The sequence below is a fragment of the Streptomyces sp. NPDC032822 genome (assembly GCF_055578825.1).
In genome coordinates this window covers 772,969-797,027 of record NZ_JBVIOL010000001.1, presented here as the reverse complement: position 1 = coordinate 797,027, position 24,059 = coordinate 772,969, and the positions used below count along the sequence as shown (strand labels likewise).

Below are 24,059 nucleotides of genomic sequence, written 5' to 3'. Positions count from 1 at the left end.
CCCTCCCCGGAGCCTCATGTCGACCACCACGAAGATGCACGCCGACGAGCTCGACATCGACGTGACGCTGGTCCGGGGGCTGGTGGCGGACCAGTTCCCGCGATGGGCCGGACTGCCGGTCGGGCGGCTCACCTCGGCCGGGACCGACAACGCCATGTACCGGCTGGGCGACGACATGGTCGTACGGCTGCCGCGGCTGCCCGGCGGGGGACGGCAGATCGACGTCGAGCAGCGGTGGCTGCCGCGGATGGCCCCGCGCCTTCCGCTGGCCGTACCGGAACCGCTGGCGCTCGGCCGGCCCGGGCGCGGATACGGGCTGCCGTGGGGCGTGTACCGCTGGCTTGAGGGCGAGAACGCCTACGACGCCCCGCTCACCGAACTCGCCGATGCGGCCGTGCGGTTGGGGAGTTTCGTCACGGCGCTGCGGCGGGTCGACGCCACGGGCGGGCCGAGGTCGTGGCGGGGCGGACCGCTCGCCGGCGAGGACGAGGAGGTCCGGGCCGCGATCGACGACCTCGGCGCCGACGGGACGCTGGACGCGGCAGCCGCGACGGCCGTCTGGGAGGACGGTCTCCGGCTGCCCCGGTGGGACGGCGCTCCCGTGTGGCTGCACGGCGACCTGCTGCCCGGGAACCTGCTCACCGAGGAGGGCCGGCTCACCGCGGTCATCGACTTCGGTGGTCTCGGCGTCGGGGATCCGGCGGCGGACGTACTGGCCGGGTGGACCCTGTTCGACGCCGGGACCCGCGAGGTGTTCCGTGCGGCGGCCGACGTGGACGACGCCACGTGGGCGCGGGGGCGGGGGTGGGCGCTCTGCTTCGGGCTGACGGCGGTGCACTACTACCGGGGCGGGCGGAATCCCGTGCTCGCGGCGGTGGGGCGGCGGGCGGTGACGGAGGTGCTGGCCGAGTACGCGGACGGTACGGCGGGACGCGACGCGGGCGGCATGCGGACCTGACCGCCGCATGCCGCCCGCGCAGAGCGCCCGGGCCGCGGAGCCCGCGCCACCGGCCGGCATCAGGACCAGCGCGAGCAGCGCGGCCGTGACCGCTCCGCCGCGCACGAAGGACCGACGCACGGGCTTCCTCCTCGGTGGGGGCACGGCGCCCGGACCAGGCGCACGACACTGTGGCCGGATACCTCGACGCCGGACCGGGTCACCCGTTCACACCCGCGCCCCGCACTCATCGGGTTCTTTTCCCCAGGCACCCGTCTCACGTCGGTGACCTGCTGAAACTCCGGACGAAACCCTTCGGGTGGGCCCCGCCTGACACCCATTCACCGCAATTCCGACGTTCTCTCGGGAAGCGGTCTCGGCTCACTGCCACTTACCTCGAAAGGGCAGCCCCACCGAAGTGCACCGCAGAGCTCCAGGGAGCATCGATGCGACGTACCGCCCGTCTGCTGTCCGGTACCGCGTTCGCCGTCGCCGTCACCGGCCTCGGCGTCACACCCGCGTACGCCGGCACCGGCAGCCTGGAGGTCTACCCGTCCTCCGTGGTGCCGGGCGGGCAGGTCACGGTGAACACGGCCGGCTGCGGGGACGGCGGTACGGCGGCCGGCGACGCCAGCGCGGTGGGCGCCGGTACCTTCACGCTGGCGCCCGGCACGCACGAGGGCGACGCGATCGGACGGTTCCGGGTGCCGCCGAGCGCGCAGCCGGGGACGTACGAGATCGTCGCGACCTGCGCGGAGGGTGGCCGGCGGGTCGCGGGCGACCTGGTCGTCACGCTGACGTCCACCCGTGAGCACGTGTCTCCGCGAGGAAGTGTCAAGACGGGGGTCGGGGGCGCACTGGGCCCCGACCCCGTACAGACCGCGGCCGGCGTGGCGGCTCTCGCCGTCGCCGCCGCGGGCGGTACCTGGCTCCTGCATCGCCGGGCGAGAGGCGACGGGATCTGACGGACACCCTCCGCTGTCCGTCCGCCGGTACCGCAAGCCCCCTCCCCCTCCGGGCCCGACCCCCCTCGCGGCCCGGAGGGGGACAGGGGGTGGGGTCTTCCCGAGGGGGGTGCGTCATGTCCAGGTTCGGCAACGCCGCGATAGCGGTGCTCACCACGGTCGCGCTCTGTTCCGGCGCCTGGCTGCTGCGCAGTGGTGCCGAGTCGCACGCGCCGCCGCAGCCGTCGGCCGCCGAGGCCCGCGTCGATCCCCGGGTCCGGCACACCGCCGCGCCCGCGCTGCCGCCCTCCCCGCCCGACCGGATCCGCATCCCCTCGATCCGGGTGAACGCCCCGTTGACGGGCCTCGGCCTCACCCCGTCCGGCAGCCTCGACGTCCCGCCGGCCGCGCGGAAGAACCTCGCCGGCTGGTACGAGGCCGGCACCACCCCCGGTGAGAGAGGCACCGCGATCGTCGCGGGCCATGTCGACAACGCCGACGGCCCCGCCGTCTTCTACGACCTCGGCGCGCTGCGGAAGGGCGCGGTCGTCGAGGTGGACCGGCGCGACGGAGGGGTGGCCGTCTTCACCGTGGACGCGGTCGAGGTGTACGACGCGAAGGGCTTCCCCGACGAGAAGGTGTACGGGGCGGCCGGGCGGCCCGAGCTACGGGTGATCACCTGCGGCGGGGGCTACTCGCGGAGCACCGGCTATCAGGGAAACGTCGTGGCCTTCGCGCACCTCACGGGCAGCCGCTGAGCACCGGATGCCCGTGAGGTGCGGCGCGTCCGAGAGGAACAGCACCAGGGCGCGATCCCGTACCCGCCCGGCCCCGCCCGCCGGAAGCAGGTCGGCGCCCAAGGGGATGAAGGTCTGACGACCGGCACGGGGCGGGCCCGGCGCGCGTCGGGTGCCATAGGAATCCCCTATGGCACCCGCTGATATTTCGTCTTTGCCTCTCGCTCTTTTCCGAACGTACCGTGAAACAGCTCGACGAGGTGCTCACCACGCATTCCCGGGAATTCCCGAGAATGTGCACGGCGCCCGTCCCATCCCCTTCCGTCGAGCGGACGAGTACGTGATCGAGAGGACCGGTGGCATGACCACGATCGACAACGGATCGGGAACGCGAGAACTCAAAGGAAAGCGGGCTCTGGTGACGGGTGGTACTCGCGGAATTGGAGCCGCCGTCGTGCGCCGGCTCCTGGACGCGGGTGCCGAGGTGCTCACGACCGCCAGGTCGGCGACGAGCCCGGCGCCGGAGGGGGCCGCCTTCGTGGCGGCCGACGTGCGGACACGGGCCGGCGCGGAGGCGCTCGCCACCGCCGCGCGGGAGGTGCTCGGCGGGGTGGACGTCCTGGTCCACAACGCGGGTGGGGCGCGACCCTACGAGAGCACCTCGGCCATCCCCGACGAGGAGTGGCAGGACCAGCTCGACCTGAACTACCTGGCCTCGGTACGCCTGGACTCGCTGCTGGTACCGGGCATGCGGGAACGGGGCGCGGGGGTGATCGTGCACGTCTCCTCCGCCGCGGTCCCCGCCACGCCGCCTCCGTTCCTGCACTACACGGCGGCCAAGGCGGCGCTGGAGAACTACAGCCGGGGACTGGCCCTGGAGCTGGCCCCGTCCGGCGTCCGCGTCAACACCGTGACTCCCGGCAGGACCGCCACCCCAGGCGGCGAGCTGACGCGGGAGCAGTGGGCGCGCCTGGACCCGTCCCAAGGCCGGAACGGCACCACCGTGCCGCTGGGGCGTGACGGTCAGCCCGACGACATCGCCCACGCGGTGCTGTTTCTCGTGTCCGACCGGGCGAGCTGGCTGACCGGGAGCAATCTCGTCGTGGACGGCGGCGAATTCCCCCGGGGGTGACGCCGGCGTAATCGCCGACGTGATTGCCGACGGAATTCCGGAACACCGGATCCGGAAAACAAGTCCCGAAAGAATCCAGAATCCGGGTTCAGCACCACGCCGTTTCCACAGACCGCCGGTTTCCGCAAACGACCGGTTTCCGCAAACCGCCGGTTTCCGTCAGAGAATCCGGCGGCGCCCGTCTCCTTCCCACCCGGCCATCAGGAAACCGGTGGGACGCGTACGGACTCGCACCAGTTCTCCTGACGCAGGAGTTCGAGCAGGGCCGTCTCCGCCGGGCCCGCGCCGGGCCGGAGCACGGCGATGACGGGCTGGGACACGGCCGGGAACACCGGGCGCACGAGGTGGCAGTGGCCGGGGGGCACGGCGGAGGCCGGGACGAGCGTCGCCCCCAGCCCGTGGGCGGCCCAGCGCACGGCCGTCGCCGTCTGGGACACGCGGGCGGCCGTGGTCGGGGGCCGTTCGTCGTCCCGCAGCACGTTCAGCAGCACACCGTCGAGCGCGCTCTCACGGTCGAACCTCACCCACGGCTCCCCCTCCAGTGCGCGCGGCTCGACCCGGTCCTCGGCGAGCAGCCGGTGCCCGGCGCCCAGCACCACGACGAACTCCTCGTCGCCGAGGTGGTGGGCGTCGGCGGGACTCCGCTCGCACGCCGCCATCAGGGCGAGGTCCAGCACGCCCCGGCGGCACAGCCGCTCCAGCTCGGCGGAGCTCGGCTCCTCGAAGACGGTGACCTCCACCCGCGGGAAGCGGCGACGCAGCGCACCCAGCGCGCCCGGCAGCTGCCGGGTCCCGAAGCCCATCTGCACCGCGACCACCAGCTCGCCCACCACCTCGTCGGCACCGGCCCGTGCCGTCGCCCTCGCCCGCCGCGACGCGCTGACCGCGACCTCCGCCTCCCGCAGGAACGCGCGGCCGACCTTCGTGGGCACCAGTCCGGTCGGCGTGCGGGTGAACAGCTCCACGCCGAGTTCCCGCTCCAGCCCGCGGATCTGCTGCGACACCGACGGCTGAGCGACACGCAGCAGCTCGGCCGCCGCCGTCACCGAGCCCTCCTCGGCCACGGCCAGGGCGTACTCGTACTGACGAAGACTCATCGGCTCCCGTCCCCTCCCCGCGGTGGCCCGCGGTCCACCGCGGGGTCACGCCCATAAAGGTGCGACAACACGGGAGGCGGCGCGTTTACTCCACCGGGCCACCCACTCTCGTGCCGGACAGAGCCGCCTCACCGGGTGCTCCCGGTGGCCGCTCCGAACCCTCACACCTCTCGTCCGCTCCCGCTGAGGGCAGCGTTCCCCGCGGGAAACAGACGTGATGCGGCCGGGTAACACCGGCAACGCACGCTCCTGGACATGACCTCGAATACGCGTGTGGTGGTGATCGGCGCCGGACTCGCGGGCGTCCGTCTCGCCCGGCGCCTCGGTGAGCTCGGCGTGGCCGTGACGCTCATCGGCGAGGAGGAGCACCGGCCGTACAACCGGGTCCTGCTCGCCGAAGTGCTGGCCGGCCGCTACCACCCCGACGTGATCGCCCTGCCGGAGCCCGCCGGGCTGACGCGGGCCCGGGTCACCGGCATCGACCGGGCCGGGCGGACCGTGGAGTGCGCGGACGGCGCCAAGATCGCATACGACACGCTGGTCCTGGCCACCGGCTCCAACCCGGTGCTGCCGCCCCTGCGCGGCCTGTTCGGCCCCGACCACGTGCTGCCCGAGGGCGTCCACGCCTTCCGCACGATGGACGACTGCCTGGGCCTGTCCGAGGCGGTACGGCCGGGTGTGCGGGCGGTCGTCGTCGGCGGCGGGCTCCTCGGTGTGTCCGCGGCCCGGGCGCTCGCCCTGCGCGGCGCCCAGGTCGTCCTCGCCCAGCAGTCCGAGCGGCTCATGGAGCGCCAGCTCGACCCGGCCGCCTCGCGACTGGTCCGGCGTCACCTCGGGGACCTGGGTGTCGAGATCCACACCGAGTGCCGGGTACGTGACGTGCGCTCCCTCGGCGGCACGGTCCGCTCGGTGGAGATGGCCGACGGGTACGCCCTCGACGCCGACCTGGTGGTGCTGGCCTGCGGGGTCCACCCCCGGGTGGGTCTCGCCCAGGGGGCGGGGCTCGACGTCCGCAAGGGCATCGTCGTGGACGACGAACTCCGTACGTCCGACCCGCACATCCGGGCCCTCGGCGACTGCGCGCAGCACGACGGCACGGTGTACGGGCTCGCCACCCCGGCCCTCGAACAGGCCGACGTACTGGCCGAGTCGCTGGCCGGACGGGCCGATGCCCGTTACACCGGCACCCGTTCGCTGACCCGGCTCACGCTCGCCGGGCAGGAGAACCCCCTCGGCCCCTTCGACCTCGCCGCGTTCGGCGAGACGGAGGCCCTTCCCGGTGACGACGTGGTGCAGCTCGCCGACGCCACCCGCGGCACCTACCGCAAGGTCGTCGTCCGCGACGACCGCCTGGTCGGCGGGGTTCTCGTCGGCGAACTGGGCACCGTCGGCGCACTCGCCCGCGCCTGGGAGGGAGCAGAGCCGCTCCCCGCCGGTGGTGCCCCTCTGCTCCACCTGCTCACCAACGATGGAGGCTCCTGATGACCGCCGCCCTGGGGGACGCCCCCACGATCGTGCTCGTCGGCCATGGCATGGTCGGCCAGCGCTTCCTCGAAGCGCTCGCCGAGCGCGGTCTGACCGCCACGCACCGCGTGGTCGTGCTGTGCGAGGAGCCGCGTCCGGCCTACGACCGCGTGCAGCTCACCTCGTACTTCTCGGGCCGGACGCCCGAGGAACTCTCCATGACCGACATGGAGTTCATCGCCGACCACGGCATCGAGCTGTACGTCGGCGACCCCGCGGAGAGCATCGACCGCGGCGCCCGCAAGGTGACCGCCCGCTCGGGTCTGGTCGTCGACTACGACGTCCTCGTCCTGGCCACCGGCTCGTACCCGTTCGTGCCGCCGGTCCCCAACAAGGACGCCGAGGGCTGCTTCGTCTACCGCACGATCGAGGACCTCCTCGCGATCGAGGCGTACGCGAAGTCGAGGGCGACGACCGGCGCGGTGGTCGGCGGCGGTCTGCTCGGACTGGAGGCCGCGGGCGCCCTGAAGGGCCTCGGACTCACCTCCCACATCGTGGAGTTCGCGCCCCGGCTGATGCCGGTGCAGGTCGACGAGGGCGGCGGCGCCGCACTGCTGCGGACCATCGAGGAGATGGGCCTGTCCGTCCACACGGGCGTGGGCACGCAGGAGATCGTGGTCGGCGAGGACGGCGCCGTCACCGGCATGAAGCTGTCCGACGGCTCCGAACTCGCCGCCGATCTGGTGGTGTTCAGCGCCGGTGTCCGCCCCCGCGACCAGCTGGCCCGCGAGTCCGGCCTCACCGTCGGCGAGCGCGGCGGCATCACGGTCGACGAGCAGTGCCGCACGGTGAACGACCCGCACGTCTTCGCGATCGGCGAGTGCGCGCTCGCCTGTGACGGCCGGGTGTACGGCCTGGTGGCCCCCGGCTACGAGCAGGCCGAGACGGTCGCCGCGACGATCGCGAGCGACGAGGCGTCCTTCGTCGGCGCCGACCTCTCCACCAAGCTGAAGCTGCTCGGCGTGGACGTGGCGTCCTTCGGCGACGCGCACGGCACGGCCGAGGACTGCCTCGACGTCGTCTACTCCGACTCCCGCTCGGGCCTGTACAAGAAGCTGGTCATCGGCCGTGACGGCACGCTGCTCGGCGGCATCCTGGTCGGCGACGCGGACGCGTACGGCACGCTGAAGGCGTTCACCGGCTCGGTCCCGCCGGTCTCGCCCGAGTCGCTCGTCCTGCCCGCCGGCAGCGGGGAGGCCGTCCAGCTCGGCCCGTCGGCCCTCCCCGACGAGGCGGTCATCTGCTCCTGCCACAACGTGTCCAAGGGCGCGATCCGCGGGGCGGTGACCGAGCACTCCTGCACCACCGTGCCCGAGGTGAAGAAGTGCACCAAGGCCGGTACCGGCTGCGGCAGTTGCGTCAAGGTCCTCGGCCAGCTGGTCACCGCCGAGCTGGAGGCGAACGGCGTCGAGGTCGACAAGGGCCTGTGCGGCTGCTTCGCGCAGACCCGCGAGGAGCTCTACGAGATCGTCCTCGCCCTGCGCATCAACACCTACCAGGATCTCCTGGACCGCTACGGCCGCGACGGCGCCCGGGGCGGCGACGGCTGCGAGGTCTGCAAGCCGGCGGTCGGCTCGATCATCGCCTCCCTCGCCCCGACGATCGGCGCGAGCGGCTACGTCCTGGAAGGCGAGCAGGCCTCCCTCCAGGACAGCAACGACCACTTCCTGGCCAACCTGCAGAAGAACGGCTCGTACTCGGTCGTCCCCCGTATCCCCGGCGGCGAGATCACCCCCGAGGGCCTGATCGTCATCGGTGAGATCGCCCGTGACTTCGGCCTCTACACAAAGATCACCGGCGGTCAGCGCATCGACATGTTCGGCGCCCGCGTCGAACAACTCCCGCTGATCTGGACCCGGTTGGTGGACGCCGGCTTCGAGTCCGGGCACGCCTACGGCAAGTCGCTGCGCACCGTGAAGTCCTGCGTGGGCCAGACCTGGTGCCGCTACGGCGTCCAGGACTCGGTCCGCATGGCCATCGACCTGGAGCTGCGCTACCGGGGGCTCAGGTCCCCGCACAAGCTCAAGTCGGCGGTGTCGGGCTGCGCCCGCGAGTGCGCCGAGGCCCAGTCCAAGGACTTCGGGATCATCGCCACCTCCAACGGCTGGAACCTGTACGTCGGCGGCAACGGCGGCGCCACTCCGCGCCACGCGGACCTGCTCGCCCAGGATCTCGACGACGCCGGGCTGATCCGCCTGATCGACCGGTTCCTGATGTTCTACATCCGCACCGCCGACCGCCTGGAGCGCACCTCGACCTGGCTGGAACGGATCCCCGGCGGCCTGGACCACGTCCGCGACGTGGTGGTGGAGGACTCCCTCGGCATCTGCGAGGAGCTGGAGTCCCTGATGACGGACCACGTGTCGCACTACGCCGACGAGTGGGCGACCACCATCAACGACCCCGAGAAGCTCTCCCGGTTCGTCTCCTTCGTGAACGCGCCCGACACCCCCGACCCGGTCGTCGGGTTCGTCCCCGAGCGCGACCAGATCAAGCCCGACCTGCCGTTGCTGTCCATCGGCCACCGTCCCCTGGAAGGGAGCGCCCAGCGATGACCCTGGCACCCGAGACGACCGACCTCAAGGTCCAACTGAAGCTGGAGGAGGACTGGTTCACGGTCTGCGACCTCAGCCGGCTGCTTCCCGGCCGGGGCGTGGCAGCCCTGCTGCCCGACGGCCGCCAGGTCGCCCTGTTCCGGGACCGGGCGGGCGAGCTGTACGCCGTCGACAACCGCGACCCGTTCGGCGGCGCGGCCGTCCTCTCACGCGGCCTGACCGGCACCCAGCAGGGCCGCTCCTTCGTCGCCTCCCCCCTGCTCAAGCAGCGCTTCGACCTGCTGAGCGGCCAGTGCCTCGACGACGAGACGGTACGCATCACGACTTACGAGGTACGGACGTCGTAACGGGCGGAACGGCGTGATGGACCCATGCTGTGAAGGGCCGCACGGCGTGAAGGACCCACGGTGTGAAGAGCCGCATGGCGTGAGGCGCTGCACGGCGTGAGGGGCGTGCCGGGCGGGAGCGGCGTGAAGGGCCTGCCCGACCTGCCCAACCCGCCGACCTGCCCGGCGGACCCGGCCTGACGACCTGCCTGGCCCAATAACCTGCCTGGCCTGACGACTTGCCGGGCGGGCGGGACCTGCGGGGCGTGAGGGGCGGTCTGCACCGCCCCGACGACGTGACGGCCCGTCGGCCCGCCCCGCACGCTCGGCCTGACGGTCCGGCCCGGCCGTCCGGCTCTCATCGCCGGGCGCCGCCCTGGGTCGTGGTCTGCAGGCGTCGCCCCGGACGCTGGGCGGGCATCCCGTTGCTCCCGGTGTTCGCCGCGCTGCCCGCGATCCCGGGCCGGGCCGGTACCGCCGGGAGCCGGACCACCGCGTTCAGGCCGCCGCGCGGCGCCGGGCGCAGGGACGCCTCGCCGCCGCTCGCGTGGGCGAGGCGCTGCACCAGGGCGAGGCCCAGCCCCGTACCGCCCTTGGGGGCGTCCGGGGCGCGCCAGAAGCGGTCGAAGGCGCGGCGGCGCTGCTCCTCGGTCATGCCCGGGCCCTCGTCCATGACGTGCAGTTCGACCCATGCCGGTCCGGTCGGGCGGTGCGGGAAGCGGCGTTCGTGGGGCGTGTGGCGTCGCGGGTCCACCGAGACGGTGGACCCGTGGGGTGACACGCGCAGGGCGTTGGAGAGCAGGTTGTCGAGGATCTGCTCCACCGCCCCGGGCACGGCCAGTACCTCGCCCGCGGGGTCCCCGACCGACACGAGGCGCACGCCGTGCCGCTCGAACAACGGCGTCCAGGCGCAGTGCCGTTCGGCGCACACCCGGTCCAGGTCGACGCGCTCCCGCTCGGCGGCGCTCTCGTCGAGCCGGGCCATCGCGAGCAGCCCCTCGACCATCCGGGCCAGCCGGTCGGTCTCGGTCAGCGCGGCGGTGAGACCGCCACGGGCGTGCAGGGCGATGTCGTTCTCCAGGTTCTCCAGCCGTAGTCGCAGTGCCGCCAGCGGGGTCTTCAGTTGGTGCGAGGCCTCGCCGGCGAAGGCCCGTTGGGAGGCCAGCAGGTGTTCCAGACGGGCCGCGGTGCGGTTGAAGGTCGCGGCGAGACTGCGCACCTCGGGCGGGCCCTTGGTGATCGCCACCGGTACGGCGGTGCCGCCGAAGGCCAACTCGTGGGTGGCGTTCTCCAGTTCACGGATGGGGCGGCCCGTCCAGCGGGCGATGGCGAAGCCCACGACGGCGACCGCGGTGAGTGCCGCGAGGCCTCCGAGGGCCAGCAACAGCCAGACGTGGTGGACCCGTTCGTGCACCATCCGGGTCGGCACGGTGATCCGGACGGCACCCTGCGCCTCGGCCCCGTGCCGTACCGGGATGGCCACCGCGAGGTACTGCACACCGCCGATGGTGGAGGTGCGGACGTCCGCCGTGGCGGTCCCCTTGAGGGCGGCGGCGATACCCGGCCAGGAGGCGAGCCGGCTCGCCTCGTCCGCCGTCACCGGATGCGAACTGGCGAGCAGGACGCCGGTGTTGTCCACGATCAGCACTCTGCCGCCGATACGGTCGGCGCAGTGCGCGGCCCGCTCGGGCAGGTCCTGCGCGGCCCGCCCCTCCGAGATCGACAGCGAGGCGAACGCCGACACCGACTCCGCCTCGTCCTTCGCCGCGTTGGTCACCCGCTCGCGTTCACCGCGCGAGTAGACGAAGCCGAGCGGGATCTCCAGACAGAGCAGGAGCAGGGCGGCGAGCGTGAGGTAGCTGAGCAGCAGCCGACGGGTCACCGGTAGGCCGCCGGGTAGGCGTTGCCGGGCTCGTACGCCGACGGGTCGTACGCCGACGGGGCGGGGCCCGGTGGGTCGTACGTCGGCGGCGGGCTCGGCGGGGTGGTGTGGACGGCCAGCCGGAACCCCACCCCGCGCAGGGTCTGGATCCAGGCGGGATGCCCCAACTTCCGCCGCAGCGTGGCGACATGCACGTCCAGGGTCTTCGTCGGGCCCTCGTAGTGCGGGTCCCACACCCGGTCGAGGATCTGCTGCCGCGAGTACACGGCGCCCGGGTCCTCGGTGAGCAGCGCGAGCAGTTCGAACTCCTTGGGCGTCAGGACCACCGCCTGCTCGCCGACCCACACCTGCCGGGTCCGCCGGTCGACGACCAGGGGGCCCACGGCGGTGTCGGCCGCCGCGGGCGCCTCGACGGCCCGGGACAGCGGGGGCGCGGGCTCGCGGAGCGGCTCGGCCGGCCCCGGGAAGGGCTCACCACCGACCGGCGCCGCACCGATCGTCGCCGCGCCGAACGGCATCCCTCCGAACGATGCCCCTCCGAAGGGCGTCCCGCCGACCGGCCCTCCGACCGGCGCCGCCCCACCGACCGCCACCCCGTCGGCCGCCGTCCCGCCGGCCGGCGCCATACCGGTCCACGACCCGAACTCCCCCGCCCCCTGGCCACGTTGGGTCCGCCGGGTCACCGCCCGCACCCGTGCCACCAGCTCACGCATGCTGAATGGTTTCGCCAGATAGTCGTCGGCGCCCAGCTCCAGGCCCAGGACACGGTCGGCCTCCTCGCCCCGCGCGCTGAGGATGATGATGGGGACGTCGGAGGTCTGTCGGATGCCGCGGCAGACGTCGATGCCGTCCATGTCCGGCAACCCCAGGTCGAGCAGCACGACATCGTCGTACGGCCCCCTCAACCCTTCGGCACCGGTGCCCACATGACGCACCATCAGTCCGAAGTTCCCGAGACCCTCGACCAGCGGTTCGGCGATCGTCAGATCGTCCTCGATGAGCAGGACTCGTACACCCATGCGTTCCCGTCTCTCCCGTGCGCCGAATTCACTGTTTCATGAACCCGTCACGCTACAAGAAAGGCCATGGGAACGTCGTGTCGATCCCGGCCAATGTGATCGCCGGCTCAGCTCCGGACAAGAAATGTCCCGGCCCTGTCAGCAATTTAGTGTTCCGCTAACCTTCGCCTGGCAGACGCTCCTCTACGGTTCTGGAGAACTGGTCGACAACAACCTCTGACCAGGTGTTACCTACCGAGGAACCCTCACCGGGAGGAACCGTGAAGGCATTGCTGGACAGCGCCCGCTCGTTCAGTCGACGGGTCGAATGCGAAAGCGGCGAATACCGGAGGCTGGCCGAGGGCCAATACCCCGAGGCGCTATTCATCACCTGCTCCGACTCACGGGTGATACCCGCCCTGATCACCGGCGCGCGGCCCGGTGAGATATTCGAGCTGCGCAACGCGGGCAATATCGTTCCGCCGCACGGCCGACAGGGCGCCTCGGGGGAGGCGGCCACCATCGAGTACGCGCTGGAGGTGCTCGGCGTTCAGGACATCGTGGTGTGTGGTCATTCCCACTGCGGCGCGATGGGCGCCCTCAAGTCCGGCGACGACCTGTCCGCCCTGCCCGGTGTGGACGCCTGGCTGCAACTGGCCCGCCCCAGGCTCGCATCCGTGCTGGACGGCGGCGCGGAGGAGGACCCCTCGCTGCCGGACACCGCCCAGCTGAACGTCGTCAACCAGCTTGCCCTGCTGCGGAACTACCCGACGGCCCGACGGCGTCTCGACGCAGGCCGACTGCGTCTGCACGGCTGGTACTACGAGGTGGACACCGGCCAGGTGCACGAACTGGACGAGGACGGCCTGTTCCGGGTGCACGCGGCATGAGCGGTACGCACGCGCGGCACGCCCGGGCACGGGGTCCGGAGGGAGGGGGACGCGGCTTCTCGCCGGAGGACTCGTTCATGTCGAACACCTCCTTCATGGACGCCGCCTTCCTGTCCGACCCGGCCGATCCGGTCGCCCTGGCCGATCCGGTCGCCCCCGGCGCCCCCGCCACCCCAGGCGCCCCCGGCGTTCCTGAGAGCGGCGCGCCCCCCAGGCCCAGCGTCGCCCCCAAGGTCCCTGCCCCCGCCAGGACTTCGCCCTTCGGCAAGGCCTCCGGCGTCTTCACCAAGGCCTCCCCCAAAGCCGCCCCCGGCGCTTCCGGCGCCCCGAAGCGCGACCTGGCCACCGAGATCACCGCGTCCCTCGTCGTCTTCCTGGTCGCCCTCCCGCTCTGTATCGGGGTCGCCGTCGCCTCCGGTGTCCCGGCCGAGCTGGGCATCATCTCGGGCGTCATCGGCGGCCTCGTGGTGGGCGCGGCCCGCGGCAGCACGCTCCAGGTCAGCGGCCCGGCCGCCGGTCTCGCCGCGCTGGTCGCGGAGACCGTGCTGGAGTACGGCGTGGCCATGCTGGGCGTGATCGTCCTCTTCTCCGGCCTCCTCCAGATCGTCCTCGGCCTGGTCAAGCTCGGCCGGTTCTTCCAGGCGATCTCCCTGGCTGTCGTGCAGGGCATGCTCGCGGGCATCGGCCTCCCGCTGATGTTCAGCCAGGCGTACCCGGTGGCCGACGCGAAGGCGCCCGGCACCCCGCTGGAGAACATGGCCGGAATCCCCGGCCTGCTCGCGGACACCGTGGCCGATCCGCAGACGATGATCGCGGCCGGTCTCGGCATCGTCACGGTCGTCCTGAGCTTCCTCTGGAAGAAGGTGCCGGGTCCGGTGAGGAAGGTCCCGGCGGCCCTGGTCGCCGTCGGCATCGGCATCGCGGTCGCCGCGCTGCCCGGCGTGGACGTGAAGACCCTCCAGGTGGGCAATCTGCTGGCCTCCGTCGACGTACCGGGCGGGGAGCAGTTCGCGGGCCTGGCGGACGCCGGGATCATCACCGCGATCCTGACCTTCACGGTGATCGCCTCGGCGGAGTCCCTGTTCACGGCGGCCGCGGTGGACCGTATGCACGACGGTCCACGCACCCGCTACAACCCCGAGCTGATCGCCCAGGGCGCCGGCAACACGCTCGCCGGCCTCGTCGGCGCGCTGCCCATCACGGCGGTGGTGGCCCGCAGTTCGGCGAACGTCCAGGCGGGCGCGAAGACCCGGCTCTCACGCACCCTGCACGGTCTGTGGCTGCTGGCGTTCGCGCTCCTGCTCCCCCAGGTACTGGCCCTGATCCCGATCTCGGTCCTGGCGGGCGTCCTGGTCCACAGCGGCTGGAAGCTCTTCGCGCCCGAGGAGTTCCCGAAGATGTGGCGGCAGGACCGGGGCGAGTTCGCGGTCATGACGGTCACCACCCTGGTCATCGTCGCGACGGCCCTCCTGGAGGGTGTCCTCATCGGCCTCGCGGCGGGCATCGTGCTGGCCGCGGTGCGCATGTCGCAGACGGTCATCCAGCAGCACGTCGAGGACGACACCGCGAAGGTCGTCATGGCCGGAAACGCGACGTTCCTGCGCCTGCCCCAGGTCATCGAGGCGCTGGAGTCCGCCGCCGAGGCGGGCCGGCCGCGGATCCGGCTGGACCTCACCGGGGTGACCCATCTCGACCACGCCTGTCGCAGCCAGGTGGAGGAGTTCACCGCCCAGCAACGTGGCAAGGGCCTGCGGGTGGAGCTCCTGATGCCGGGCCCGGCACGCGGCGCCGCGGCGGGCGTGGGACCGACCCCCACGGCTGCCGCGACTCCCGCGGCTCCCGAACACCCCGCGCCCTTCCGCCCGGAGACCCCGGTACCCGCCGCCGCCTCCGCCGCCCCGGGCCCCACCGCCGAGTGGTTCTACCTGGACTCCAGGCCGATGCCGGAGGACTTCGCGCAGCGGTACACGGAGGAGTACGCCCCGGCCCCCACCCCGTACGGCACTCCGGAGCACACCTGGGGCGACCCCTCCTCGGACTACGCCTTCAGGTCCCCGTAACCGACCCCGGTGAGCCGCTCCGACTCCGCCCACAGCAGGGCGCTCGCCCGGTCGTCGAGGGTCCAGGGCGCCCGCCGCGAGGGGGCGGGCGCCCCGCGCCACATCGCGAAGGACGGTCCGGTGAAGGAGTCGGGACGTACGTCGGGCGCGGTCGCGGCGTACAGGGTGGGCCGGGCGCCCGCCTCGGCGGACTGGGCGAAGAAGCGGTTGCCGACCTCCATGAAGCGCTCGCTGGCCCGGCGGCCGGACATCCGGGCGCCCGCGGTCTGGAGGTTGGTCGCGGCGTACCCGGGGTGCGCCGCCGCCGCGACGACGTCCGCGCCATGCGCCGCGAGCCGACGTGCCAGTTCGTGCGTGAAGAGCAGGTTGGCGCTCTTGGAGCGGGCGTAGGCGGCCCAACGCCGGTACCGGTGCTCGCTGTTGAGGTCGGTGAGGTCGATGTTGGCCATCGCGTGGGCGAAGCTGGAGAGCGTCACCACACGCGCGCCGGGGGTGGCGAGCAGGGTGGGCAGCAGCAGGCCGGTGAGCGCGAAGTGCCCGAGGTGGTTGACGCCGAACTGCGTCTCGAACCCGTCCGCGGTCGTCCCGTACGGCAGGGCCATCACGCCCGCGTTGTTCACGAGCAGATCGAGCCGGTTGTACGAGAACGCCTCCGCGAACTGCCGTACGGAGGACAGGTCGCCCAGGTCCAGCCGCAGGAACTCCAGCTCCGCGCCCGGGACTTCGGCGGCGAGTCGGTCCGCGGCCTCGCCGCCGCGCGCCTCGCTCCGGCAGGCGAGCACCACCCGGGCGCCCTTGCGGGCCAACTCCCTTGCGGCCACGTACCCGATACCGCTGTTGGCCCCGGTGACGACGGCGATACGGCCGCCCTGATCGGGGATGTCGTTCTCGGTCCAGCCGGCCATGGCCGACCTCCCTCCGCTGACGGGTGGGGGGTCAGCCTACGAGCGGAGGGCGCCCGGCGTAATCGTCCGGGAGGGCCGTCCGGGAGAAGAGGGACCCCTTCCGCCGGCAAGGGACCCGTTCCGCGAGCCCGCCGCCGCGACCGTCACCACCCCGGCCCTGGCCCTGGCCGCCCTGCCGACCGACGCCGCGGCCCATGACGGCACCCACCCGTTCGCCAACTGCACCGAGGCGTACGAGAACGGCTACGCCAACATCGCGCAGGGCGACGAGCACTACGGCGACCACCTGGACCGCGACCAGGACGGCATCGGCTGCGACAGCCCACCGGCGGACTTCGTCCCGGCGACGGACAAGGACACCGACACCGACACGGCCACCGCAGGCACCACCGGCCGGAGGACCCCCGACCTGGCCGAAACCGGCGGCACCGGCACCACCCCGTACCTCGCGGCGGGCGGCGCGACGATCCCCCTGGCCGGCGGAGCCATCGCGCGCGCCTCCCGCAGACGCCGCAACGCCCACTGACCGACCCGGTTTCACGAGGGGCGGCTCCCAACGGCCCAGGTCGACCGGGTGCCGCCCCTTCCCACGCAACACCTCAGGGGCCTACCGGGCTCGGCCCGCCGGTCGCGGAAGTGGTGCCCGGGGTCGGCTCGGGGCTCAATGGGCGGCGGCGCAAGCCGCACCGGCTTCCGGCGGGCGCCCGTGTGACTGTGATCGTGGTGGAGCCGGCGACCGGCGAGGCCGCCGAGTGAAAAAGTTCCAGCCGCAGCCCGGCTTCCACCTCGTCGCACACGAACTGGCCCCGGACCCGGGCGCCGAAGCGTCCCGCCGTCCGATGTCGAGGATCGAGCAAACACCCCGCGGTCAGCGACCCCGCAGGTCAAAGCTCCCGCAGAAGAGCTGCACCCTGCGCGTACTCCCGTGTGTGCAGCGGCCGTTCCTTGTGGGGCAAACGACCGGCACACCCAGCGACCGGGCCTGGCTAGTGTGACGTCGAGGGGGTCGCCTCGGCGGAGCAGAGGGCGTCGATCACGCGACAGTCCACCTCAACCACTTATGCGCACACCCGATTCAGTCGATTGCGTATTCCTGATCTTTTTCTCATCGTTCACAAACAGGGGGACATAGTGCGGCACACGGGGCGTAACAAGAGGATGGCAACCGCGGTGGCACTGGGCACACTGACGGTGCTTCTCGCCACCGGATGCTCCTTCAGCATGGGCGACGCGGAAAAGAAGAATGCGGCGACGGCCAGCGAGGACGCAGCCGCTGTCGAGGAGCAGCCGACGGCCGAGAAACAGCCGACAGCCGAGGAGCAGCCGGCCGGTGACGACCCCACGGAGCCCGAGAACACGGGCGTCAACGAGGGCGGGGCCGTCCACAAGGCCAGAGTCGCGCTGACGATCTCCGACAAGATCGCCTCGGACACCGGCAAGCGTCCCAAAATGGTCACCTGTCCTGGGCACCTACCGGCCCGGGTCGGCGCCACGATCCGCTGCCAGGTCACTACCGCCAGTGACACCTTCAGCGTCATCGTCACTGTCACCTCGGTCAACGGCAAGCAGGTCTATTACAACCTCAAGGTCGACGACAGCGTCGAGTAGACGCAGAGCCCGCGCGACCCGTTGGCGAAACGAAAGACCAAGGTCGGAGATCCGGTCCTTTCGCAGTGGCCAGGCGGCATTGCGTGGCTGCCGCCACTGCGGTCGAACTCGTAGTGGGGGGTGGGGATCTGACGTTTCGTGATCGTCGCCGTATGCCGGAGGGATGAGCTACGCGCAGGGCGGCGGGCCGACACCGAGGAAGCAGGCGGCTCGTGAGCGGCTGAGGCCGGAGGCCGCGCAGCGGTTCGCGCGCGGGGAGAAGACCAGGGACATCGCGCGTGAGCTTCGGGGCGGGGAGCGCCAGGTGGAGAAGTGGCGCAGGACGTGGCGCGAGGGCGGGGCGGAGGCACTGCGGTCGAAGGGGCCGATGTGCGTGGAGCTTTTGAGCCCTGCGCAAGGGGAGCGTCTCGTACGGGAGTTGGAGCACGGCACCCTGGCGCACGGGTGGGACGGGGAGCAGGGAGCACATCGTCGTTCGGCAACCCGCGGAAAATCTGACAGACGTTGAGTGGGCGCGACTGAAGCCGCACCTGCCCCAGCACGAAGGAGCACGTCGGGTGAGCAATGTACTGACCATGAGGGTCTCCCGGGAAAGAGTCCACGACGGCCCTCCGGAACCGGTCAAGGACCTGGTCGACTTCTCCGACGGATCGGGACCGGCCCGGGTGGTCGCGTACGTGGAGCGCGAGCTGCCGCCGGGCGGCATACCCGTATACCTCGCGGCCCGCAGCAGCGGCGCTCGCTCCTTCGTCCTGTGGGCCGACGAGCACCGCCGGGAGCGGGTGGCCACCTTGTTGACCCTGTCAGCGACCGGCGGTGTCGCGACGTTTCAGGCGCTCGGTGCGCACGGCGAGCTCATCGGCACGCTCGTGCGCGAGAAGGCGCTCCGTGGCCGGGGACTGCGCACCCGCTGGACCGTGAGTCAGCCCGGCGGCCCTGAGATGGTGGGCTTCAAGGGCCGGATCTTCTGGTGGTGCATGTGGTGGCTCTTGTTGCCCATGATGGTGCTGATCACCGTGTTCAGCGTTTTCGACAGTTCCCCCGGCGTGGGTGGTGCCGCGCGCTGCCCCCGGCGCATCAGGTGGCGCGCGGGTGGGCAGTTGCCGCTGGAGTTCAGATCCCGCGGCGACAAGCTGCATGTGCACGCGCCGGGATTGGACTGGCGGCTCGGGGCCACGCTGGTCGTCCTGCTGCGCACCTTCGGCGTCGACTCGTGGGACGACAGGAAGAAGTGAACCGGTCGGTCGCGCCGCCGATTCCGTCCCTCGCCGAGGGCACGGCCGCCTCGCAGTGTCCGTCAGTGGATCGAGGCCCTGTTCGACACCCGGTGAGGGTGGTGTTTCGGGGCCGCGCACAGTAGGAATGAGCCCCATGTCTGAACAGCAGCCAGCCCCTCACCCGGCCCAGATGCCCGGTGCGCCCTGGTGGGCGTACGCGCCACCGCAAGCCCGGCCGGTCAGCGCCGGCTACCGGCGATGGGCCAGCGTTCTCATCTGGCTCGCAGTCATCACCGCGGTCTTCATGGTGGCTGCGTTCGTGATGAGCGTTGTCCTCCTTGTACAGGCGAACGCGGACACTACTCGGAACCCTGCCTACGGTTACCTCATTCTCATTCTCTGGGCCGGGATCGCCGCCGCGATCCCATTCCTGTTCGCGTTCGCCACTCAAGGTGCGGCCATGAGGCGGCGTGTGCGGGAGCAGCGGCAGGCGGGGATCACGCCTTCGTAAGGCGCCGCCAGGCGTGCACGACGATCCGGGTGAACGCGACCACGCCGACGAGCCCGCCGATGGTGCCGAGCCGGCTGCGTGTCACGGTCGCGACCCAGGCGTACGGCATGACCAGGACCATGCCATTTCGCCTGGTCAGCGACGTAGCTTCACAGTCTCCGCAGATGATGCCCGAAAGGGCGGCACCCCCGCACAGGGTGCCGCCCTCTCCTCGTGATCCGGGACCGCCGCCCATCGGTGAGGGTCGGTCGGGGACGAGCCGCGGTCCCGGAGTTCGGCAGGGGCCGTAGGGAAGCCCCAGCGGTGTTATCGGTGGTCGCTGCCCGTCGACTGTGATGCCGCGCGGCCGGCCTCCAGGCGGGCCACCGGGATCCGGAAGGGCGAGCAGGAGACGTAGTCCAGGCCGACCTCGTGGAAGAAGTGGACGGACTCCGGGTCGCCGCCGTGTTCGCCGCAGACGCCGAGTTTGAGGTCGGGGCGGGTGGCGCGGCCGGCCTCCGCGGCCAGCTTGACCAGGGAGCCGACGCCGTCGCGGTCGATCGTCTCGAAGGGGGAGACTCCGAAGATGCCCTTCTCCAGGTAGGCGGTGAAGAACGAGGCCTCCACGTCGTCGCGGCTGAAGCCCCACACCGTCTGGGTCAGGTCGTTCGTGCCGAAGGAGAAGAACTCGGCCGCCTCGGCGATCTGACCGGCGGTCAGCGCGGCGCGCGGCAGTTCGATCATCGTGCCGATGGAGAGCTTCAGCTGAACGCCCGTGGCCGCCTCCACCTCCGCGATGACCTCGTCGGCCTCCTCGCGGACGATCTCCAGCTCCTGGACCGTGCCGACGAGCGGGATCATGATCTCCGCGCGCGGGTCGCCCTTCGCCGTCTTGCGCTCGGCCGCGGCTTCCGCGATGGCCCGTACCTGCATGGTGAACAGGCCGGGGATGACCAGGCCCAGGCGGACGCCCCGCAGGCCCAGCATCGGGTTCTGCTCGTGCAGGCGGTGGACGGCCTGGAGGAGGCGGAGTTCGTTCTCGTGGGGCTCCTGGCGGGACTCCGCCAGGGCCACGCGGACCGAGAGTTCCGTGATGTCCGGGAGGAACTCGTGCAGCGGGGGGTCCAGGAGACGAACCGTCACCGGGAGGCCGTCCATCGCCGAGAAGAGTTCGACGAAGTCCTGCTTCTGGAGCGGGAGCAGTGCCTTCAGGGACTCCTCGCGCTCCACCTCGGTGTCCGCCAGGATGAGGCGTTCGACCAGCTCGCGCCGGTCGCCGAGGAACATGTGCTCGGTCCGGCACAGACCGATGCCCTGGGCGCCGAAGCGACGGGCGCGCAGCGCGTCCTCGGCGTTGTCCGCGTTGGCGCGGACCCGGAGCCGGCGCTTGCGGTCCGCGAAGGCCATGATCCGGTGGACCGCCTCGACCAGTTCGTCGGCGTCGTGGGCGCCCGCGTGCATCCGGCCCTCGAAGTACTCCACGACCGGGGAGGGCACGACCGGGACCTCGCCCAGGTAGACCTTGCCGCTCGACCCGTCGATGGAGATCAGGTCGCCTTCCTCGACGACGTGTCCGCCCGGGACCGTCATCCTGCGGCGCTTGGTGTCGACCTCCAGCTCCTCCGCGCCGCACACACACGTCTTGCCCATGCCCCGGGCCACGACCGCCGCGTGGGACGTCTTGCCGCCGCGCGAGGTCAGGATGCCCTCGGCCGCGATCATGCCGTCGAGGTCGTCGGGGTTGGTCTCGCGGCGGACGAGGATGACCTTCTCGCCCGAACGCGACCACTTCACCGCGGTGTACGAGTCGAAGACCGCCTTGCCGACCGCCGCACCCGGCGACGCCGCGATGCCCCGGCCGACCTTCTCCACCTTCGTGTCCTCGTCGAAGCGCGGGAACATCAGCTGGGCCAGCTGGGCGCCGGTCACGCGCTGGAGCGCCTCCGCCTCGTCGATGAGGCCCTGGTCGACGAGTTGCGTCGCGATACGGAAGGCCGCACCCGCCGTCCGCTTGCCGACCCGCGTCTGGAGCATCCACAGCTGACCGCGCTCGATGGTGAACTCGATGTCGCAGAGGTCCTTGTAGTGGTTCTCCAGCGTGTTCATGATCTGCATCAGCTGGTCGTACGACTTCTTGTCGATCGTCTCCAGCTCGGCCAGCGGGACCGTGTTGCGGATGCCCGCGACGACGTCCTCGCCCTGGGCGTTCTGGAGGTAGTCGCCGTAGACGCCCTGGTGGCCGGAGGCGGGGTCGCGGGTGAAGGCGACGCCGGTGCCCGAGTCGGGTCCCAGGTTGCCGAAGACCATGGAGCAGACGTTGACGGCCGTGCCGAGGTCGCCGGGGATGCGCTCCTGGCGGCGGTAGAGCTTGGCGCGGTCGGTGTTCCAGGAGTCGAAGACCGCGTGGATGGCGAGGTCCATCTGCTCACGCGCGTCCTGCGGGAAGTCCCGGCCGGCCTCGGTCTTGACGATCTTCTTGAACCTGGTGACGAGCTTCTTGAGGTCCGCCGCCTCCAGCTCGGTGTCGACCGTGACCTTCTTGGCGGTCTTCGCCGCCTCCAGGGCGTCCTCGAAGAGCTCGCCGTCGACGCCGAGGACCGTCTTGCCGAACATCTGGATGAGGCGGCGGTAGGAGTCCCACGCGAAGCGGTCGTCGCCGGCCTGCTTGGCCAGGCCCTGGACCGACTTGTCGGAGAGGCCGATGTTGAGGACCGTGTCCATCATCCCGGGCATCGAGAACTTGGCGCCGGAGCGGACCGAGACCAGCAGCGGGTCGTCGGCCTGGCCGAGCTTCTTGCCCATGCGCCGCTCCAGCGCGTCGAGGTGCGCACTCACCTCGTCACGCAGTGCCGCCGGCTCCGCGCCGCTGTCGAGGTAGACCTTGCAGGCCTCGGTGGTGATGGTGAAGCCCGGAGGCACCGGAAGGCCCAGGTTGGTCATCTCGGCGAGGTTGGCGCCCTTGCCACCCAGGAGGTCCTTGAGGTCCTTGTTGCCCTCAGTGAAGTCGTAAACGAACTTCGCTACGTGGGGATCATTGTTTTCCGACACGGGTCTCGACTCCTCGGGACGCGGTGGCTGCCCTGACGGCCAGGAACATACCCAGATCGAAGGCTTCTGGGTACGTCCACTTGTGCGTCATACGCCTGTAACCACTCGCCCGCCACCGGATCGAAAGTCACAGCGTGGCAAGCGGAGACAGGTCGATGCTTTCACTTCTTGAACGCAAGCGCGCTCACACTGCAGAAATTCGCTCATCGGAGCGCCTGTGAGCCCATCTGTTTTCGATCGATGAACGATCAAGGGGTGGCACTCAGTGCCACCCCTTGGAGAAGTGCAGTCGATCACAAGACGCTCATCTGAGCGCAACCCTTATCAAGGGTGGCGATAATCACGCTGTCACAGACGCCGGGATTTCACCATGCGGACGCCGTTCCGGACCGGACCCCGCGTCGAAACACCGTGGTCACACCCCCAGCCCCGCCAACCGCTCCTCCACCCGCTCCGGCGCGTACAGGTGCTCCACCACCATCGCGCCCGCTCCGATGAGGCCCGCCCGCTCGCCGAGCCGTGAGGTGACCACGTCCAGATGAGCGGTGGAGCGCGGCAGCGCCCGCTGGTACAGCAGCTCGCGCACGCCCGTGAGGAAGGGGGTCCCGGCCAGATCCCCCGCGATCATCAGAACACCGGGGTTGAGGAGGGTGACGACGGTCGCCAGGACGTCCCCGACCTGCCGGCCCGCGTCCCGCGCGAACGCCGCCGCCTCCGGATGCCCGGAGGCCAGCAGGTCCCGTACGTCCGAGCCGGACGCCGCCGGCACCCCGGCCTCCGCCAGCCGCCGCGCCACGGCACCGCCGCTCGCGACGGCGGCGAGACAGCCGTAGGAACCACAGCGGCACAGCGCGTCGGCGCCGGCCGGGACCCGGATGTGGCCGAGGTCGCCGGCGCCGCCGTCGATGCCCCGGTAGACCGAGCCGTCGACCACGACCCCGGCGCCGATGCCGGTCGACACCTTGACGAGGACGAAGGCCGAGCAGTCCGGGTGTCCGGTGCGCTGCTCGCCGTACGCCATGAGGTTCGCGTCGTTGTCGACCAGGACCGGGACGGGGAGGGCTACAGAGACGGGGGCCGGGATGAGGGCTGAGGCCGGGGCGGCTGCCGCGCCCGCGTCCGTGTGCTCGGCGAAGGCTCTCGCGAGGCGGCCTCCGATGTCGTAGCCGTCCCAGCCCGGCATGATCGGCGGCTGGACGACCCGGCCGGCCTCGATGTCGACCGGGCCGGGCACCGCGAGGCCGATGCCGCAGACCTCGCCCGCCCGGCGGCCGGCCTTCTCCAGGAGTTCGGCGAACCAGCGGCCGAGTTCGCCGAGTACGGCGTCGGGGCCGTCCTCGATGACCAGGATGCCGGAGTGCTCGGCGAGGATCTCGCCGGCGAGGGACAGGACGGCGGCCCGCGCGTGGCGGGTGTCCAGGTCGGCGGAGAGGACGACCGCGTGGGCGTCGTCGAACTCCAGCGTGATGGAGGGACGGCCGCCGAGCGGTGAGTCGACCGGGCCGCCGGCGCCCTCGCGCAGCCAGCCCGCTCGGAAGAGGCGGTCCAGGCGCTGGCCGACGGTGGCACGGGAGAGTCCGGTGGCCTGCTGGAGGGCGCCACGGGTGGTGGCGCGGCCACTGCGCACCAGTTCGAGCAGATCTCCGGCGCCGATCTGGCCCCGTCCCGTCATCCGACTTCGTCCCGTCGTCCGGCCTCGCCCGGTCATG

The 24,059-nt window shown here is 71.7% G+C and carries 21 protein-coding genes; 14 read left to right on the top strand and 7 right to left on the bottom strand.

Annotated features, from left to right (window positions below; all coding sequences use genetic code 11):
• Positions 1-16: 16 nt before the first annotated feature.
• From ACZ5VD_RS03730 to ACZ5VD_RS03715, 4 genes are all read left to right on the top strand, one after another.
• The gene (locus tag ACZ5VD_RS03730) at positions 17-958 is read left to right on the top strand and encodes an aminoglycoside phosphotransferase family protein (RefSeq protein WP_468680510.1); all 942 of its coding nucleotides are present in this window, start codon (positions 17-19) and stop codon (positions 956-958) included.
• Between the two features lie 425 nt (positions 959-1,383).
• Positions 1,384-1,902 carry a hypothetical protein gene (locus ACZ5VD_RS03725; RefSeq protein WP_468550855.1) on the top strand — a complete coding sequence of 173 codons (519 nt, stop codon included), beginning with the start codon at positions 1,384-1,386 and terminating at the stop codon, positions 1,900-1,902.
• A 116-nt stretch (positions 1,903-2,018) separates the two neighbouring features.
• Positions 2,019-2,639, top strand: coding sequence for a class F sortase (locus ACZ5VD_RS03720; RefSeq protein ID WP_468680508.1), 621 nt, complete (start codon positions 2,019-2,021; stop codon positions 2,637-2,639).
• A 340-nt stretch (positions 2,640-2,979) separates the two neighbouring features.
• Entirely contained in the window at positions 2,980-3,750 is a 771-nt protein-coding gene (locus ACZ5VD_RS03715) for an SDR family oxidoreductase (protein WP_468680506.1), read from the top strand.
• A gap of 200 nt (positions 3,751-3,950) precedes the next feature.
• On the opposite strand, the gene ACZ5VD_RS03710 is transcribed toward ACZ5VD_RS03715, so the two are convergent.
• Entirely contained in the window at positions 3,951-4,847 is an 897-nt protein-coding gene (locus tag ACZ5VD_RS03710) for a LysR family transcriptional regulator (RefSeq protein ID WP_468680504.1), read from the bottom strand.
• Between the two features lie 255 nt (positions 4,848-5,102).
• Between ACZ5VD_RS03710 and ACZ5VD_RS03705 the strand changes: the two genes are divergently transcribed.
• The 3 genes from ACZ5VD_RS03705 to nirD are packed head-to-tail and all read left to right on the top strand — an operon-like array spanning position 5,103 to position 9,273.
• Positions 5,103-6,329, top strand: coding sequence for an NAD(P)/FAD-dependent oxidoreductase (locus tag ACZ5VD_RS03705; protein ID WP_468680502.1), 1,227 nt, complete (start codon positions 5,103-5,105; stop codon positions 6,327-6,329).
• Complete coding sequence (nirB, locus tag ACZ5VD_RS03700; protein ID WP_468550860.1) at positions 6,329-8,926, top strand: nitrite reductase large subunit NirB; 2,598 nt, start codon at positions 6,329-6,331, stop codon at positions 8,924-8,926. The genes ACZ5VD_RS03705 and nirB overlap by 1 nt, the downstream gene beginning before the upstream one ends.
• Positions 8,923-9,273: a nitrite reductase small subunit NirD gene (nirD, locus tag ACZ5VD_RS03695; RefSeq protein WP_468550861.1), complete on the top strand. Its 351-nt coding sequence runs from the start codon at positions 8,923-8,925 to the stop codon at positions 9,271-9,273. The genes nirB and nirD overlap by 4 nt, the downstream gene beginning before the upstream one ends.
• Positions 9,274-9,610: 337 nt before the next feature.
• Here the strand turns inward: nirD and ACZ5VD_RS03690 are convergent, their stop codons facing one another.
• The gene (locus ACZ5VD_RS03690) at positions 9,611-11,134 is read right to left on the bottom strand and encodes a sensor histidine kinase (RefSeq protein WP_468680500.1); all 1,524 of its coding nucleotides are present in this window, start codon (positions 11,132-11,134) and stop codon (positions 9,611-9,613) included.
• Positions 11,131-12,153: a response regulator transcription factor gene (locus ACZ5VD_RS03685; protein WP_468680498.1), complete on the bottom strand. Its 1,023-nt coding sequence runs from the start codon at positions 12,151-12,153 to the stop codon at positions 11,131-11,133. Before ACZ5VD_RS03685 ends, ACZ5VD_RS03690 begins: the two co-directional genes overlap by 4 nt.
• Positions 12,154-12,413: 260 nt before the next feature.
• Between ACZ5VD_RS03685 and ACZ5VD_RS03680 the strand changes: the two genes are divergently transcribed.
• Both ACZ5VD_RS03680 and ACZ5VD_RS03675 read left to right on the top strand, forming a co-directional pair.
• On the top strand, positions 12,414-13,022 hold the full coding sequence (locus tag ACZ5VD_RS03680) for a carbonic anhydrase (RefSeq protein ID WP_468550864.1): 609 nt from the start codon (positions 12,414-12,416) through the stop codon (positions 13,020-13,022).
• 77 nt (positions 13,023-13,099) lie between these two features.
• Positions 13,100-15,082, top strand: coding sequence for a SulP family inorganic anion transporter (locus ACZ5VD_RS03675; RefSeq protein ID WP_468680496.1), 1,983 nt, complete (start codon positions 13,100-13,102; stop codon positions 15,080-15,082).
• On the opposite strand, the gene ACZ5VD_RS03670 is transcribed toward ACZ5VD_RS03675, so the two are convergent.
• On the bottom strand, positions 15,061-15,987 hold the full coding sequence (locus ACZ5VD_RS03670; protein ID WP_468680494.1) for an oxidoreductase: 927 nt from the start codon (positions 15,985-15,987) through the stop codon (positions 15,061-15,063). The genes ACZ5VD_RS03675 and ACZ5VD_RS03670 overlap by 22 nt on opposite strands.
• A 61-nt stretch (positions 15,988-16,048) precedes the next feature.
• Between ACZ5VD_RS03670 and ACZ5VD_RS03665 the strand changes: the two genes are divergently transcribed.
• The 5 genes from ACZ5VD_RS03665 (at position 16,049) to ACZ5VD_RS03645 (ending at position 19,323) form a co-directional block, all read left to right on the top strand.
• Positions 16,049-16,513, top strand: a complete 465-nt coding sequence (locus ACZ5VD_RS03665) for an excalibur calcium-binding domain-containing protein (protein ID WP_468680954.1) — start codon at positions 16,049-16,051, stop codon at positions 16,511-16,513.
• A 644-nt stretch (positions 16,514-17,157) separates the two neighbouring features.
• Positions 17,158-17,595, top strand: coding sequence for a DUF4333 domain-containing protein (locus ACZ5VD_RS03660; RefSeq protein ID WP_468680493.1), 438 nt, complete (start codon positions 17,158-17,160; stop codon positions 17,593-17,595).
• A 163-nt stretch (positions 17,596-17,758) separates the two neighbouring features.
• Positions 17,759-18,103 carry a helix-turn-helix domain-containing protein gene (locus ACZ5VD_RS03655; protein WP_468552835.1) on the top strand — a complete coding sequence of 115 codons (345 nt, stop codon included), beginning with the start codon at positions 17,759-17,761 and terminating at the stop codon, positions 18,101-18,103.
• A gap of 49 nt (positions 18,104-18,152) precedes the next feature.
• Positions 18,153-18,830 carry a hypothetical protein gene (locus tag ACZ5VD_RS03650; protein ID WP_468680490.1) on the top strand — a complete coding sequence of 226 codons (678 nt, stop codon included), beginning with the start codon at positions 18,153-18,155 and terminating at the stop codon, positions 18,828-18,830.
• Positions 18,831-18,966: 136 nt separating this feature from the next.
• The gene (locus ACZ5VD_RS03645) at positions 18,967-19,323 is read left to right on the top strand and encodes a hypothetical protein (RefSeq protein ID WP_468552833.1); all 357 of its coding nucleotides are present in this window, start codon (positions 18,967-18,969) and stop codon (positions 19,321-19,323) included.
• Here the strand turns inward: ACZ5VD_RS03645 and ACZ5VD_RS03640 are convergent.
• The 3 genes from ACZ5VD_RS03640 to ACZ5VD_RS03630 all read right to left on the bottom strand — a co-directional run bounded on the left by ACZ5VD_RS03640 (position 19,310) and on the right by ACZ5VD_RS03630 (position 24,022).
• Positions 19,310-19,432, bottom strand: a complete 123-nt coding sequence (locus tag ACZ5VD_RS03640) for a hypothetical protein (RefSeq protein WP_468680488.1) — start codon at positions 19,430-19,432, stop codon at positions 19,310-19,312. The two genes, ACZ5VD_RS03645 and ACZ5VD_RS03640, sit on opposite strands and share 14 nt — an antisense overlap.
• Before the next feature lie 197 nt (positions 19,433-19,629).
• Positions 19,630-22,350 carry a pyruvate, phosphate dikinase gene (gene ppdK / locus ACZ5VD_RS03635; RefSeq protein WP_468680486.1) on the bottom strand — a complete coding sequence of 907 codons (2,721 nt, stop codon included), beginning with the start codon at positions 22,348-22,350 and terminating at the stop codon, positions 19,630-19,632.
• A 415-nt stretch (positions 22,351-22,765) separates the two neighbouring features.
• Positions 22,766-24,022, bottom strand: coding sequence for an ROK family protein (locus tag ACZ5VD_RS03630; RefSeq protein WP_468680484.1), 1,257 nt, complete (start codon positions 24,020-24,022; stop codon positions 22,766-22,768).
• Between the last annotated feature and the right edge of the window lie 37 nt (positions 24,023-24,059).

What these genes read in the sequence shown, in the direction of transcription:
- ACZ5VD_RS03670 (WP_468680494.1), bottom strand. Translation starts at nt 15,987, where the DNA reads ATGGCCGGCTGGACCGAGAACGACATCCCCGATCAGGGCGGCCGTATC.
- ACZ5VD_RS03645 (WP_468552833.1), top strand. Translation starts at nt 18,967, where the DNA reads ATGTCTGAACAGCAGCCAGCCCCTCACCCGGCCCAGATGCCCGGTGCG.
- ACZ5VD_RS03725 (WP_468550855.1), top strand. Translation starts at nt 1,384, where the DNA reads ATGCGACGTACCGCCCGTCTGCTGTCCGGTACCGCGTTCGCCGTCGCC.
- ACZ5VD_RS03730 (WP_468680510.1), top strand. Translation starts at nt 17, where the DNA reads ATGTCGACCACCACGAAGATGCACGCCGACGAGCTCGACATCGACGTG.
- ACZ5VD_RS03640 (WP_468680488.1), bottom strand. Translation starts at nt 19,432, where the DNA reads ATGCCGTACGCCTGGGTCGCGACCGTGACACGCAGCCGGCTCGGCACC.
- nirB (WP_468550860.1), top strand. Translation starts at nt 6,329, where the DNA reads ATGACCGCCGCCCTGGGGGACGCCCCCACGATCGTGCTCGTCGGCCAT.
- ACZ5VD_RS03630 (WP_468680484.1), bottom strand. Translation starts at nt 24,022, where the DNA reads ATGACGGGACGGGGCCAGATCGGCGCCGGAGATCTGCTCGAACTGGTG.
- ACZ5VD_RS03705 (WP_468680502.1), top strand. Translation starts at nt 5,103, where the DNA reads ATGACCTCGAATACGCGTGTGGTGGTGATCGGCGCCGGACTCGCGGGC.
- ACZ5VD_RS03685 (WP_468680498.1), bottom strand. Translation starts at nt 12,153, where the DNA reads ATGGGTGTACGAGTCCTGCTCATCGAGGACGATCTGACGATCGCCGAA.
- nirD (WP_468550861.1), top strand. Translation starts at nt 8,923, where the DNA reads ATGACCCTGGCACCCGAGACGACCGACCTCAAGGTCCAACTGAAGCTG.
- ACZ5VD_RS03675 (WP_468680496.1), top strand. Translation starts at nt 13,100, where the DNA reads ATGTCGAACACCTCCTTCATGGACGCCGCCTTCCTGTCCGACCCGGCC.
- ACZ5VD_RS03655 (WP_468552835.1), top strand. Translation starts at nt 17,759, where the DNA reads ATGAGCTACGCGCAGGGCGGCGGGCCGACACCGAGGAAGCAGGCGGCT.
- ACZ5VD_RS03715 (WP_468680506.1), top strand. Translation starts at nt 2,980, where the DNA reads ATGACCACGATCGACAACGGATCGGGAACGCGAGAACTCAAAGGAAAG.
- ACZ5VD_RS03710 (WP_468680504.1), bottom strand. Translation starts at nt 4,847, where the DNA reads ATGAGTCTTCGTCAGTACGAGTACGCCCTGGCCGTGGCCGAGGAGGGC.
- ACZ5VD_RS03720 (WP_468680508.1), top strand. Translation starts at nt 2,019, where the DNA reads ATGTCCAGGTTCGGCAACGCCGCGATAGCGGTGCTCACCACGGTCGCG.